Annotated in this window: 11 protein-coding genes; all 11 read left to right on the top strand. The window is 68.9% G+C overall.

Annotation, left to right across the window (positions count from 1 at the left end; genetic code table 11):
• A partial coding sequence (locus BRAS3809_RS33275; RefSeq protein ID WP_035660284.1) for an aldo/keto reductase occupies nt 1–405 on the top strand: 405 nt, incomplete at its 5' end.
• Between the two features lie 216 nt (nt 406–621).
• The gene (locus tag BRAS3809_RS33280) at nt 622–1,776 is read left to right on the top strand and encodes a TAXI family TRAP transporter solute-binding subunit (RefSeq protein WP_035660287.1); all 1,155 of its coding nucleotides are present in this window, start codon (nt 622–624) and stop codon (nt 1,774–1,776) included.
• Nucleotides 1,777–2,343: 567 nt separating this feature from the next.
• Nucleotides 2,344–3,894: a glycosyltransferase family 39 protein gene (locus tag BRAS3809_RS33285; RefSeq protein ID WP_008966409.1), complete on the top strand. Its 1,551-nt coding sequence runs from the start codon at nt 2,344–2,346 to the stop codon at nt 3,892–3,894.
• A 158-nt stretch (nt 3,895–4,052) separates the two neighbouring features.
• The gene (locus tag BRAS3809_RS33290) at nt 4,053–5,483 is read left to right on the top strand and encodes an SWIM zinc finger family protein (RefSeq protein WP_008966410.1); all 1,431 of its coding nucleotides are present in this window, start codon (nt 4,053–4,055) and stop codon (nt 5,481–5,483) included.
• 2 nt (nt 5,484–5,485) lie between these two features.
• Nucleotides 5,486–6,880 (top strand): DUF5691 domain-containing protein, encoded by a 1,395-nt coding sequence (locus BRAS3809_RS33295; RefSeq protein WP_008966411.1) that lies wholly within the window; start codon nt 5,486–5,488, stop codon nt 6,878–6,880.
• Nucleotides 6,881–6,908: 28 nt separating this feature from the next.
• Nucleotides 6,909–8,012 (top strand): ATP-binding protein, encoded by a 1,104-nt coding sequence (locus BRAS3809_RS33300; protein ID WP_008966412.1) that lies wholly within the window; start codon nt 6,909–6,911, stop codon nt 8,010–8,012.
• Nucleotide 8,013: 1 nt separating this feature from the next.
• A complete protein-coding gene (locus BRAS3809_RS33305) occupies nt 8,014–10,395 on the top strand; it encodes a DUF5682 family protein (protein ID WP_008966413.1) in 2,382 nt (793 codons plus the stop codon).
• Nucleotides 10,392–11,585, top strand: a complete 1,194-nt coding sequence (locus tag BRAS3809_RS33310; protein WP_008966414.1) for a vWA domain-containing protein — start codon at nt 10,392–10,394, stop codon at nt 11,583–11,585. Before BRAS3809_RS33305 ends, BRAS3809_RS33310 begins: the two co-directional genes overlap by 4 nt.
• Nucleotides 11,582–12,664 (top strand): M48 family metalloprotease, encoded by a 1,083-nt coding sequence (locus BRAS3809_RS35455; protein WP_083839223.1) that lies wholly within the window; start codon nt 11,582–11,584, stop codon nt 12,662–12,664. The genes BRAS3809_RS33310 and BRAS3809_RS35455 overlap by 4 nt, the downstream gene beginning before the upstream one ends.
• A 35-nt stretch (nt 12,665–12,699) precedes the next feature.
• Nucleotides 12,700–13,314, top strand: coding sequence for a glycine-rich domain-containing protein (locus BRAS3809_RS33320; RefSeq protein WP_240535836.1), 615 nt, complete (start codon nt 12,700–12,702; stop codon nt 13,312–13,314).
• Between the two features lie 2 nt (nt 13,315–13,316).
• On the top strand, nt 13,317–14,117 hold an 801-nt coding region (locus BRAS3809_RS33325), incomplete at its 3' end, for a TIGR04222 domain-containing membrane protein (protein ID WP_083839224.1).

The following is a 14,117-nucleotide window of genomic DNA, read 5'->3' on the forward strand; positions in this document are numbered from 1 at the left end:
CCGGACTACAGCCTCGCCGAGCGTTCGGTCTACGAGGGCGCGCTGCAGCGCGTGTGCGAGCAGAACCGGGTCGGCGTCATCACCTTCTTCTCGCTCGCCGCCGGCTTCCTCACCGGCAAGTACCGCTCCGAGGCCGATTTCGGCAAGAGCCCGCGCGGACAACGCGGCATTCCGAAATACATGAACCCGCGCGGCATGCGCATCCTGGCGGCGCTCGACGCGGTGGCCGCCGAGACCGGCGCCCAGCAGGCCTCGGTGGCGCTGGCCTGGCTGCTGGCCAAGCCCTCGGTGACGGCGCCGATCGCGAGCGCCACCAAGCCGGAGCATGTCGATACCCTGGTCGCGGCCACGCAGCTGACATTGACGCCCGAACAGGTTGCGCGGCTCGACACCGCAAGCGCTTGAGTTGTTAGTTCGTCCGGCGTGTGCGCGGCGCGTTGACGCAGGGCGCGGATCGCACACGCCTCATCGCACGCATGAATTTCAGCGGAGACATGGACCTGGTGGGGCTAATTTGCAGCGGCTTGTGCATCATCACGTGAAGAACAAAATTCGGCCTGGATCGAGATGCTAAGTGCACTGCCAAATTAGAATGACTCAAGGAAGCGTTCGGGGGTTCGTGTGTCGCGTGGTCGTATTTGCGCACTCGTTTCGACAATCTTGCTGGCGGCCGCGTCACTGGCGGGCGGCAGTGCCCAGGCCCAGCAGCAGGCGCGTCCGGCGGCCGGCGCCGCCAAGATCGGCGATCTGCCGGACCGCGAGTCGCTGAACTCCGGCACCGTGACCGTCATCACCGCGCCGATCGGCGGGCCGATGTCGGTCATGGGCTCCGACATGGCGGCGGTACTCGACGACGGCGAGAACCTGCGCGTGCTGCCGATCCTCGGCAAGGGCTCGGCGCAGAACCTCGTCGACATCATCATGTTGAAGAACATCGACATGGGCTTCGTCGCTACCGACGCGCTGGAATTCGTCAAGACGGAATACAACATTCCGGACATTGCCCAGCGCGTGCGCTACATCGCGAAGCTCTTCCACAACGACGTTCACATCATCGCGCGGCGCGAGATCCGCTCGCTCGAGGATCTGAACGGCAAGCGCGTCTTCGCCGAGAAGTCGATCGGCCTGCCGGCCGCGACCACGATCTTCCGCCGGCTCGGCATTCGCGCCGACATCGATTCCGTGACCGATCCGACCGGCGGCCTGCAGAAGCTGATCGACGGCCAGGGCGATGCCTGGATCGCCTCGGTGTCGAAGGACGCGCCGATCATCAAGGGCATCAAGAACGAGGGCGGCCGGCTGCATCTCCTGGCGGTCCCGTATGACCGCGTGCTGCAGGACATCTATCTGCCGACGACGTTCTCGTCGGAGGAATATCCCAATCTGGTGCCGCCGGGCACCAAGGTGGACGCGGTCGCCGCCTCCACCGTGCTGATGGTCTATAATTGGCCTGAAAACAGCGAGCGCTATCGCCGCACGGCGCGGTTCGTCGACGCGCTGTTCGGCAAGATCCAGGTGCTGCAGTCGCCGCCGCGGCATCCGAAATGGCGCGACACGGTGCTGTCGGCGCCGGTGCAGGGCATGATCCGCTTCAAGGCGGCGCAGGACTGGCTCGACGGCGCGCGGGCGGTGCAGTCGCCGGCCTCCGACGGCAACCCGGCCGAATTCCGCAAATTCCTCGACGAGCGCAAGGCGCAGGCGCGGATGTCGCCGGACGAGGCGGCCAAGCTCTACAGCGATTTCCTGAAGTGGCAGCGGAGCAGAGAGACGCGCTGAGGCGCGGCGTGTCCGGGCTCAAGCCCGACTCGCGAAGCGAGCAGGTCCGCAGCCGGAGTCCCGGCCGGGGAGCATCCTCAGCACCGGATGCGGCTCGCCATGGTCCCGCGATATCTCCACGTGGTGCTCCTGTCACTGCGCCAGATGACAATGGGGCGACGTCGATGCGCGCCCGTTGCCTCCTCATTGCTGTGTCTCGTTGTGGCTTTCTATTTGCACTTTGCTGAATTGCGGCTTTGATGGAATTGCCTCGTTCGACGCGCCGGCCGCGATCGACCGGGCAATCTTCCCTCTCCGGACCGGGCATCATGCCCGCGGATACGGACATCTTTGAAGCAATGACCGCGCACCCGCGTCAGTGCGATTGGGATCAGATGACAGACCTTGCCTTCCCGGCCCGCGCGATTACGGGCTCGCGTGCAAAATGTCAGCGTGGCGTAATCCCTTTGGCGCAGGATCACGTTCCCAGTGACTGCCGAGAACACGCGCGCATGAGGACTGACGCATGATCGATCGGACACGGCGCCGCTCGCCGGGACCGGCTCGCTTTCCTTGAAAGGCGCCGACATGGTCCGCGAGTTCGGGTTCTCAGCCATTGCCGCACGGTCGGACAGCGATCCGGCGGCGTGGCGCCGGCCGTTCCTGCGCTGGCTGGACGGGATCGGCGCCGGCTGGGCGATCCCGCTGCTGCTCGCGGGATTTGTGGCTGTCTGGACGATCTATCTCTGCATCGCCTATGCCGGCGCCGCGCTCCATCCCGACGTCCTGGAGACCTGGAGCTTCGGCCGGCAACTCGGCTGGGGCTACGCCAAGCATCCGCCCTTGATGGGCTGGATCGCCGGCGCCTGGTCGACCGTGCTGCCGGCGACCGACTGGTCCTTCCATCTGATGGCCATGACCAACGCCGCGCTGGCGCTGTGGTGCGTCGACCTGGTGACGCGGCGTTTCGCGGCCGGCGACAAGCGGGTGATCGTGCTGCTCCTGCTGATGCTGACCCCGGCCTATCAATTCCATGCGCAGCGCTTCAATGCCAATTCGGTGCAGCTGGCAACCTGGCCGCTGGCGACCTACTGCTTCCTGCGCGCGTTCGAGAGCCGGACGACGCCCTGGTCGGCCGCAGCCGGGATCACTGCCGCGATCACGGTGCTGGGCAAATATTATTCGATCTTCCTTCTGATGAGCTTCGCGCTGGCCGCCGCAGCCCATCCGCAGCGCCGCGCCTATTTCACATCGGCATCACCGTGGATTTCGACCGCCGCAGGCATCGCCCTGCTGTGGATGCACCTCGACTGGCTCATCGTCCATGATGCCGCGCCAATCCAGCACGCGCTGACGCATGCGCGGTCCGACCTCGCGACGTCGCTGCACGATTCCATCTCCTTCGTACTCGGCCTGCTCGCGGCGATGGCGGGAGCGGCGCTGACCTGGGTGATCGTGACCGGACCGAGACTGAAGAGCTTCGGCTCCGACATGGCCGGACTGAACGACGGGCTGCGGCTGCTGGCCTATATCGGCATCGGCAGCATCGGCCTGCCGGTCGCCAACGCGCTGATCATCGGCACCGACCTGCCCTCGCTGTGGGCGCTCCAGGGTCTGTTCCTGTTCGTGGTGGTGATCGTGTGCGGCGCGAGCTATCCGATCGAACGCTTCCACACCGTCAACATGACCATGCTCACCGCCGGAATCGCGGTCGTGGCGACCCTCGTCGCGGCACCGGTGCACGCGCTCTATCGCAACGCGCATGGCTATGAAGAGGGTCGCACCTACTACCGGCAGGTCGCGGACGAGGCGACGCGGCAATGGCGGGAATGGACGGGGCAGCCGCTCCGATATGTCGGCGGCACCGAGAGCCTCGCGCTCGCGACGGCGTTCTACAGCGCCGACCATCCCGCCTACGGACTGCCGTCATCAACCCCAACCACCGGCGCCGGCACCGCGAATGACGAGCGCGGCTGGGTTTCGCTTTGCTTCCGCGACCAGCCGGATTGCATCGCGGGCGCGGAGCAGGCCGCGGCTCGCGCGGGCCACTCCGTCCGGCGCGAGTTCGTGGTGCAATCACGGCTGCTCGGGCGGGCCGGATGCACGCGGAGAGTCGTGGCGTGGATGGCGAGGCCCTGACGGCGCAAGCGCCCTCGCGGCCACACTCTGTTGTCTCCCGGGAATGAGAGCGGAAGAAGCGCGGTGACGGCTGCCGCCGTCCCGCCTGGATTGTTGTGCAGCTCTCCTGCCATCTGCTAGGTAGTGCGCATCGCGCGATCAGCCGGTTGGGAGAGCGAGTGTCTCTGACACGCGAACGGATCGAGGGGCTCGCGCCCGACCAGGCCTCGCTCGGCGCGGCGCTGAAGCTGGTCAAGCCCGCCAGCTGGCCGGTGCTGGCCACGAGCACCGATGCCGAGGTGCTGTGGGGCGAATGCCAGGGCTCCGGCGCCACGCCGTATCGCGTCGTTACAGCCGCCGATGGCGGCGGCTACAAATGCACCTGTCCGAGCCGAAAGTTTCCCTGCAAGCACGTGCTCGCGGTACTGTGGCTGCGCGTCGACAAGCCGGAGCGGTTCGAGAGCGCGAGCCCGCCGCAATGGGTCGAGGACTGGAGCGCGCGCCGGCGCGGCGGCACCGGACGTCCGCCCGGCAAGCCCAAGCCCGACGGCGATGAGGCCGGCGCGGCGCCGTCGCTCGACGCGGCGCTCGCCGAGGCCGCGACACCCGTGGCGGTCGATCCGAAAGCGGCCGCGCGCGCCGAGGCGCAGCGCGAGCGCATCAAGACCGAGCGCGAGGCGGCGATCCTTGCCGGGCTCGACGAGCTCGACCGCTGGATCGCCGACCAGCTCAACCAGGGCCTCGTCGATTTCGCGAGCCGCGCCGCGGCCGCCGCGCGGACGCTGTCGACGCGCCTCGTCGACGCCAAGGCCGGCGGACTGGCCGCGCGGCTCGATCAGCTCGGCACCGAGCTGTTTCGCGTCGGCGACGAGCGCCGCGCCGATCTCGCGATCGAGCGGCTGAGCGCGATGATTTTGATCGCCTCCGCCTATCGGCACCAGGACCGCCTGCCCGCGGCACTGCGCCAGGACGTCCGCCGCGCCGTCGGCTGGACGGTCCGCCGCGAGGAGCTGCTGGCCGATGCCACGGCACCGCGCGTCAGCAGCGTGTGGATCGTCGCCGCCAACCTGTCCGAGGTGCAGCCGGACAAGCTGCGCCGGCTGGAGACCTGGCTGGTCAATGCGAGCACCGAACCAAGCCAGCCGCGCGCGGCCGTGCTGATCGATTTCGTCCCCGTCTCGGGCGGCGGCGCCGGCTTTCCGTTCGCGCCGGGCGATGTGATCGACGCAGAGGTGGTGTTCTATCCCTCGGCCGCGCCGCTGCGCGGCCTGCTGGCGAGCCGCAAGACCTCCAGCGTGGCGCCATGGCCGCGTCCGCTGCCGGGACTTGCGCCGGCGCTGCACGACTACGCGGCGACGCTCGCGGCGCTGCCATGGCTCGAGCGCTGGCCCCTGCTGCTGTCGGGCGTCGCGCTGCGCACCGCCGGCAAGGCATCGCTTGGGATCATCGACGGCAGTGGCGAAGCCATCGCGGTCGAGCGCGGCCAGCGCGAGCAGCTGATGCCCTTGCTCGGCCTCGACGATCTGTCGCTGCTGTGCCTGTGGGACGGCAGGGTTGCGCAGGTGCTCGCCGCCGACACGCCGCTCGGCCGCTGGCATCACGAGGACTGAGAATGGCCAGCGTGATCGATCCGCAGATCCATGCAAGGCTGCGCCAGTCGTTCCTGCTCGGCCTGACGCGGCAGCCGCCGACGATTCCGCCGGAGCTCGCCGAATTGCTGCCGCGAGATCGCGAGCCGGCGCTGCCGCTGCTCGCGCTGTCAGCGCAATGGCAGCGCTTTGCCGGCACGCCCGCGCCGGCGACCGATCCCGTTCCGGACGCTGCGCTGCGGCTGCACCAGGATGCGCGGCCGATCCTGCCCGACGCGGCACGCCGCGCGTTGAAGGTCTTGGCGCGCAGCGTCGAGAAGTCGCTCGCCTCGAACGTCCTGCCGCTGGCGCTGCGCCGCATCCATGCCGCCGGCTGCCGGCTGCATCCGTTCGACCTGCCGGATTTCGCCGCGCACATCAAGGCGGAGGCGGACGATCTCGGCCTCGCCGAGCGCGCCTTCCTCGCACTGATCGCCCCGGACTCCGATGACGACACCACTAAAGGCCTGTTCTTCGAGCGGATCACCGCCGAGAACTGGACGACCTTCCCGAGGGCGCAGCGCCGCGGCTTCGTCGCGAGACTGCGCCGGGACGATCCCGCCGGGGGCCGCGCGCTGATCGAGTCCGTCTGGAAAACCGAACCCGCGCCGGTTCGCGCGGCGCTGCTCGATGCGCTCACCGTCGGCCTCGGCGAGGATGACAAGCCGTTCCTGGATGGTCTCAGCACAGACCGCGCCGACAGCGTCAAGCAGCTCGCCGCGCAGCTGCTGGCGCGGATTGCCGAACGTGCCGAACGCGGCGCCCGTCTTGCGGAGGCCGCGCAATGCTTCAAACGTTCGGGCTCGCTGCTCGCCAAGATTGGCCTCGGCTCCGCCTCGACCCTGACCTTCAAGCTGCCTGGCGACGGACTGAAATGGCAGGAGGCGGAAGTGCTGCGCGAGCGGCTGTTCGGCGGCCTGCAGCTGTCGGCGCTCGCGGACGCCGTCGGCGCGACCGCTGAAGCCCTGATCGCGGCGCTGCCGCCGAGCGAACATCGCGTGCTCATGCTGCTGATGGACGCCGCCGTCGCCGAGGGCGACGACGACGCGGTGACGCGCATCATCGGCGCGCGGCTCGGCGCCGGCGAGTCGCTCAACGGCTACATCCTGATGTCGCTCGCCGCGAAGGCCCGCCAGCCGCTCGCGCCGTGCATCGCCGAACGCGTGCTCGCCTCGTCCGCCTGGCAGAAGACCGTGCAGGAGCTCGCCGATGCGACCACGCCGGCGGCGCAGAAGGATGACGGCCGGCTGGTGCTGATGGCCGCGTTGATGCCGCGGGCCGCGATGTCAGCGTTCACCGCCTCGCTCGCCGCGCTGCCGCTCTCGACCACGCGGGCGGCGAAAGACTTCACCGATCTCGTTCTCGCGCTGCCAGCGTGAGCGCGCACATGATGCCGGGAGTTTGCCGATGACCCTTGCCGATGCGAGCCCGAACGAGGCGCAGCTGCGCCGCTCAGCCGAGGCGCTGCATGCCCATGAGCTCGAGGCGCTGGCCCAGGAGGACACGCGGCCGCGGCCGGCGCAGTGGCGGCTGTCGCCACAGGCGGTCGTGACCTATCTGATGGGCGGCCGCACCAAATCGGGCGGCGAGATCTCGCCGAAATACATCGGCAACCGCCGGCTGATCGAGACCGCGGTGGCGACGCTCGCGACCGACCGCGCGCTGCTCATTCTCGGCGTGCCCGGTACGGCGAAGTCGTGGGTCTCCGAGCATCTCGCCGCAGCGATCTCCGGTTCGTCCGAGATGATCGTGCAATGCACGGCCGGGACCGACGAGAACCAGATCCGCTATGGCTGGAACTACGCGCTGCTGCTGGCCAAGGGCCCGTCGCGCGAGGCGATGGTGGCGACGCCCTTGATGCGGGCGATGGAGGCCGGCCGCATCGTCCGCTTCGAGGAGCTGACCCGCATGCCCTCGGACGTGCAGGACACGCTGATCACCGTGCTTTCCGAAAAGCTGATGCCGATCCCGGAGATCAACGACTCCATTCATGCGCAGCGCGGCTTCAACATGATCGCGACCGCCAATGCGCGCGACAAGGGCGTCAACGAATTGTCGTCGGCGCTGAAGCGGCGCTTCAACGTCGTGGTGCTGCCGCTGCCGGCCGATCTCGACGAGGAGGTGAAGATCGTCACCAAGCGCGTCGGCGAGATCGGCGGCGGACTGGAGCTGCCCAAGATCGCGCCGGCCGACCAGGAGATCATGCGCATCGTCACGGTGTTCCGCGAGTTGCGCGACGGCCAGACGCTCGACGGCCGGCTCAAGCTGAAGTCTCCGTCCGGCTCGCTGTCGACGGCGGAGGCGATCGCGGTCACGATCGGCGCCTGGGCGGAGGCCGGCCATTTCGGCTCCGGCGTGATCGACGCGCAGAGCATGGCCGCCAACCTGGTCGGCGCCATCGTCAAGGACCCGGTGCAGGACAGGGTGGTGCTGCAGGAATATCTCGAGACGGTCGTCCGCGAGCGCAAGCCGTGGGCCGATCTCTATGGCGCGATCCGCGACGTGATGTGACATGGCCGCGGCAACGCCCGATCGCCTGCATCTTCTCGGTATCCGGCATCACGGGCCGGGCTCGGCGCGCGCCGTGCTCTCTGCATTGGACGCGGCCGATCCCGCCGTCGTGCTGATCGAGGGACCGCCGGACGCCGACGAGTTGATCAGCTTCGCAGCCTCGGCGGCGATGGTGCCGCCGGTCGCGCTGCTGGTGCATGCGCAGGACGACGCCGCCAATGCGAGCTTCTTTCCGTTCGCGTTGTTCTCGCCGGAATGGCAGGCGATCCGCTGGGCGCTGGCGAAGCAGCGTCCCGTCCGCTTCATCGACCTGCCGGCATCGCATCGGCTCGCCGAGCGGGCCAAAACGGCAAAGCAGGAGAACGAGGAGAGCGAGGCCGCGCCGGAGGACGCCGGCGCGGCTGCGCAAGATCAATCTGGTGCCCCCGATCCGGAGCTCGCGCAGATCCGGCGCGATCCGCTGGCCTATCTCGCCACGCTCGCCGGTTACGATGACAGCGAATCCTGGTGGAACGCGATCGTCGAGCAGGGCGCGCATGGACCGGAGATCTTCGCCGCTCTGGAAGCGGCCATCGGCGCGCTGCGCGAAAAGATCGATCCCCTGCCCTATCAGCCCGCTGACGAAGCGCAGCGCGAGCTGCGCCGCGAGGCGCATATGCGCCTGGAAATCGCCGCCGCGCTGAACGAACAGGCCGGCCCTGTCGCCGTGGTCTGCGGCGCGTGGCACGTGCCGGCGCTGCGCAGAAGGGTTGCGCTGAAGGACGATCGCGCGCTGCTCAAGGGGCTGCCGCAGATCAAGGTCACCGCCACCTGGGTGCCGTGGACCGAGACGCGTCTCGCCGCGTCCTCCGGTTATGGCGCCGGCGTGATCTCGCCCGGCTGGTACGCGCATCTCTGGCAGGGGCTGCAGCACGGCCAGTCTACCGCGCTCGATGCCACCGGCTTCACGACACGCTGGCAGGCGCGCGTCGCCGAGCTCTTGCGGCGGAACGGCCGGCCGGCATCGACGGCCTCGGTCATCGAGGCGTCGCGGCTGGCGATCACGCTGGCCGCGCTGCGCGACGTCGCACTGCCGGGACTGGCCGAGATGCGCGAGGCGAGCCTGGCGACCTTGTGCGAGGGCGAGTCCGCGCTGTTTCGCCTGATCGAGCAGCAGCTGATCATCGGCCAACGCGTCGGCGAGATCGACGACAGCGTGCCGCAGATGCCGCTCGCCGCGGATCTCGCGCGCTGGCAGCGCAAGCTGAAGCTGAAGCCCGAGGCGCTCGACAGCGATATCGCGCTGGACCTGCGCAGCGAGGCGGGCCTCGCGAAGTCGCAACTCCTGCATCGGCTCACGCTGATCCAGGTGCCGTGGGGACGCCTGCAGGGCTCCGGCCAGAGCCGCGGCACGTTTCGCGAGAACTGGCGACTGCGCTGGGAGCCGGAATTCTCGGTGCGCCTCGTCGAGGCGCTGGTGCATGGCACGACCGTCGCGCAGGCCGCCGGCAATGCCGCGATCAGCAACGCACAGGCGGCCGCATCGCTCAACACCGTCTCCGACATCGTGCGCGGCTGCCTCGAGGCCGGCCTGAGCGAGGCCGCGGAGGCGACGATCGTGCTGCTGCAGCAGCGCTCGGCGGCGACCAGCGATGTCGGCGATCTCACCGAGGCGGTGCCGCCGCTCGCCGAGATCCTGCGTTACGGCACGGCGCGCGAGCTGCCGACCGAGGCGCTGCGCCTCTTGGTGACCAGCCTCGTCGAGGCGATCTGTGCCGGTCTCGTCTATGCCTGCCGCAACCTGCAGTCGGACGTCGCGACCGAGCTGCGCGGCAAGCTGGCGCGGCTCGATGGCGCGATCGGCCTGATCGAGGATGCCAGCCTGCGCGAGGGATGGCGGCGCGCGCTCGCATCGGTCGCCAATGACGCATCCGCGCATCCCTTGCTGAATGGACTGGCGAGCCGCGCGCTCTACGATCATGGCGTCGTCACGCCGGAGCAGACCGCGCTGGCGCTGTCGCGTGCGCTGTCCCACAGCGTGCCGACGCTCGAGGCCGGCGACTGGCTCGACGGCTTCCTCGGCCAGAGCGGCCAGGTGCTGCTGCACGATCACGCGCTGCGCCGGATCATCGACGGCTGGCTGGCCGCGATCGACGACGAGGCGTTCAACAATCTGCTGCCGGTGATGCGGCGCGCGTTTTCGAGCTTCGACCGCAACGAGCGGCGGCGCCTGCTTGACGAGCTGGCCAGACAGCGCCCCGTCGCCATCTCGGCAACGACCGACGTCGCGCCGCTGCAACCGCTCGCGCCACTGCCTGCGCACGCAGCGGGCTTCGAGGCCGCCCTGCCGCTGCTGCTGACCATCCTGGGTGCCGACCGGCCGAGGAAGGATGCGAACCGATGAGCCATGATGCAGATGCCGAGCGCAATCGCCGCTGGCGCCTCGTGCTCGGCGGCGACGACCAGGCCGGCCTGTCGGATCGCGACCGCAGGCTCGATGCGGCGCTCGCCGGACTTTATGACGCGGGCTCCGGCGGCAAGCGCGGCGGCGGCCGGCGCGGCGGTCTCGGCGGCTCGGCGCCACGGGTGGCGAGCTGGCTCGGCGATATCAGGGAGTTCTTTCCGGCGAACGTCGTGCAGGTCATCCAGAAGGACGCGTTCGAGCGGCTCGGGCTGAAGGAGATGCTGCTGCAGCCGGAGTTTCTCGCCGCGCTGGAGGCCGACGTGCATCTCGTCGCCGACCTGATGGCGCTGCGCGCGGTGATGCCGGAGAAGACCAAGGCGACCGCGCGCGAGGTGGTGGCCAAGGTGGTGAAGGAGCTGATGGAAAAGCTCGACGCGCGCACCACCGAGACGATCCGCGGCGCGGTCGACCGTCGCCGCCGCACGCGGCGACCGCGCGCTGGTGACATCGACTGGCCGCGCACCATCGGCAAGAACCTGCGCCACTGGCAGGCCGAGCATCGCACGATCGTGCCGGAGACGCTGGTCGGCCACGCCCGCGCGGCGCGACGGACGAACCTCGAGGAGGTCATCCTCTGCGTCGACCAGTCGGGCTCGATGGGCACCTCCGTGGTGTACTCCTCGATCTTCGCCGCGGTGCTGGCCTCGATCCCGGCGATCGCGATGAAGCTCGTGGTGTTCGACACCAACATCATCGATCTGACCGAGGAGCTCGCCGATCCGGTCGAGGTGCTGTTCTCGGTGCAGCTCGGCGGCGGCACCGACATCAACCAGGCGCTGGCCTATTGCGAGCGCCTGGTGCACGAGCCGACACGGACGCACATGGTGCTGATCAGCGATCTGATCGAGGGCGGAATCGCCGAGCAGATGCTGGCCCGCGCCAAGGCGCTGGTGTCGTCGGGCGTCAACCTGATCGTGCTGCTCGCGCTCAATGACGACGGCCGCCCGGCCTATGACGCGAAGCACGCCGCGATCCTCGCCTCGCTCGGCTGCCCGGTGTTCGCCTGCACGCCGCACCAGTTTCCCGAGCTGATGGCCACCGCGCTGAAGCGCCAGGACATCTGGTCCTGGGCCGCCGCGCAGGACATCAAGCTGGTGCGGCCGGAGGATGCGATCAGGGTCGATGAATGAAGCGACTCGTTCTGTCGTCCATCCTGCTGCTTGGGCGCTACGCGGTGCTGCCCGTGGTGGTGCTGGCCGGCGGACTGCTGTTCATCTGGCTGATGCTGCTGGACGACTACACGCGGGTCGTGCTGGCCACCGCGCCCATCATGTTCTGCGTGATCGCGGCCGCGGTCGCGCTGGCGCTCGGGATCCTGTTCGTGCCGGCGCGGCGCGAGCGGAGCAACGTCCTGGACGAAGCGACGGCGCCCGCGCTGTGGCAGATCTGGCGGGAGCTTGATCCGGCCTTCGCCAAGCCGCGGCGGACCCTGCGGTTCGACGCCGAATTCAATGCGTCGATCAGCGAGGCGCGCGGCTTCGCCGGTATCTTCCGCCAGCATGTCACGATGACCGTCGGACTGCCGCTGTTGATGATCCTCGACGAGCGGGCCATCCGCGCCACCATCGCCCACGAGGTCGCCCATGCCGAGCTGCGTCACACCACCGGGGCCGGCAACCTGTTCGACTTTCTGCGCGCCTGCGAGAACGTTCTCCATTACGCGAACCCCGATCGCACCGTCACCGGCCGGATCGCGGCCTTTCTGCTGCGCGCCGTGCTTGGATGGGTCAACCGGGAGTATCTCGTGCTGTCGCGCCAGAACGAGCTGGCCGCCGACCGGCGCGCCGCGGCGCTGATGGGATCACCCGAGATGGCGCGATCGCTCGTGCTGATCGCCGGCGGCGCGGCGCGGCTGCGCGAACTTGTCTTTGCGCCCTTGCAGACCGATCTGCTCGGCGCCATCAGCCTGCCGGCCACGCCGCTGCAGCGCATGTCGACCCATCTCGTCGCCATCCGCGACCATGATGCGCTCGCCGCCGCGGCGGCCAAGAGGATGGAGGAAGAGCCCATGGAGGACAAGGACTCGACCCACCCGCCGCTGCGCGCGAGCCTCGCCAATCTCGGCTATGCCGCGCTCCCGGCGGTCGATCCGATCGAGGCGCCGGCCATCGAGCGACTGCTGCCCCCCGGTGCCGCGCTCGACCTGTCGGCCCGCCTCGATGCCGAGTGGCGCAAATTGGCACAGGCCAGGGTACGTCTCGGAGGCTGACATTCAGCATAACGGGCCGCCTTGCCGGGTGGCCATTGGAACGCGATCCGCTTCCATGCTATGATCCTGCCGTGCACGATCTCCGAGACCCTTCGGTACAGCGCGCGCAGCTCAAGGTCGATGTCCAGGCCGGCGAGCCGGACTGGACGCCTGCGCGACAGGACCTGTGGCGGCGCATCGCCGCGCATGATTTCGAGCCGGACACACCCTTCAACTTCACCCAGCGTCTGGCGCGCGATCATGGCTGGAGCCTCGACGAGGCCCGGGCCGCTATCGAAGCCTATCGCCGGTTCTGCTTCCTCGCCATGGTCTCGCCCGCGCCGGTGACACCGAGCGAGGTAGTGGACGAGGTCTGGCATCAGCACCTGATCTATTCGCGTGACTACTGGACGATCTGGTGCGGCGAACGGCTACAGGCCTCGCTGCATCATGACCCGACGCCCGGCGGCGCCGAGGCGCAACTGACCTACCGCCGCCAATATGCCGAGACCCTGGCGCTGCACGAACGTTTCTTCGGGCCGCCCAGCCCCGATCTGTGGCCGGCGACACACATCCGCTTTGCCGGCCCGCGCTATCATGTCACCGACCGCACTCATTGGCTCATCCTGCCGCGGCCCCGCGCATGGCTGCGGCGGCTATTCAGGAGATGACTATGGCGCTCAACCCGTTCAACTGGACGGCCGGCCCATTCCTACTTGTCTACATCGTTCTCGCTGCCATCCTTTTTCTCAAGGGCTTCGTGCTTCGCGGCACGATCGGACCGGCGGCGGGCTCGTCCCGGCCGTCATTGAGCGAGTTGGAGCTCGCCTATCTCGCCGGCGGCGCCCAGCGTCTCGGCGACGCTGTCTTGCTCGGCTTCGCGGCGAAGGGGGCAGCTACGTTCACGGCCCGCGATCACAAGATCACGGTGACCGATCAGGCGCCGCTGACGGCGCTGATGGACCATCCGCCGCGGCTTGCGCTGCACCCGGAGATGACACGGCAGCAATTTCAGCAGGCGCTGGCGCCGCTCATGTCGCGAATCCAGACGCGGCTGGAGGCGCTCGGCTATGCTCCGACCGGCAGCCAGATGGCGGAATTCCGCAAAACCGTCCTGCCGTTCGTCGGCGTGCTCGTCCTGTTCGGGTTGACCAAGGTCCTCGTCGGCGTGTCGCGGCACCACGACGTGGGCTTTCTTATGCTGCTGATCTTCGCCACTGTGCTGGGCGCGGGCGCGCTCGCACGGGCCCCCACCCGCACCAAGGCCGGCAACGAGGTGCTGCAGGGCTATCAGGCGACGCATGCCCGCGCGGCCCGCGCGCCGCGCGATCATGAATTGCTGCTCGCCGTCGCCCTCACGGGCGCGACAGTGCTGTCCGGCACCGCCTACGCCTCGGTGCTTGCGACGTCCAGGGCGCTCGGCAGCAGTGGTGGTGGGGGTTGCAGCGGCGGCGGCTGCGGAGGTGGTGGCGGA

It is taken from the genome of Bradyrhizobium sp. STM 3809, from assembly GCF_000239795.1.
GTDB lineage: Bacteria > Pseudomonadota > Alphaproteobacteria > Rhizobiales > Xanthobacteraceae > Bradyrhizobium.

Excerpts from the sequence above, each read along its gene's own strand:
- BRAS3809_RS35455 (WP_083839223.1), top strand. The coding sequence starts at position 11,582 with ATGAAGCGACTCGTTCTGTCGTCCATCCTGCTGCTTGGGCGCTACGCG.
- BRAS3809_RS33305 (WP_008966413.1), top strand. The coding sequence starts at position 8,014 with ATGGCCGCGGCAACGCCCGATCGCCTGCATCTTCTCGGTATCCGGCAT.
- BRAS3809_RS33285 (WP_008966409.1), top strand. The coding sequence starts at position 2,344 with ATGGTCCGCGAGTTCGGGTTCTCAGCCATTGCCGCACGGTCGGACAGC.
- BRAS3809_RS33295 (WP_008966411.1), top strand. The coding sequence starts at position 5,486 with ATGGCCAGCGTGATCGATCCGCAGATCCATGCAAGGCTGCGCCAGTCG.
- BRAS3809_RS33300 (WP_008966412.1), top strand. The coding sequence starts at position 6,909 with ATGACCCTTGCCGATGCGAGCCCGAACGAGGCGCAGCTGCGCCGCTCA.
- BRAS3809_RS33310 (WP_008966414.1), top strand. The coding sequence starts at position 10,392 with ATGAGCCATGATGCAGATGCCGAGCGCAATCGCCGCTGGCGCCTCGTG.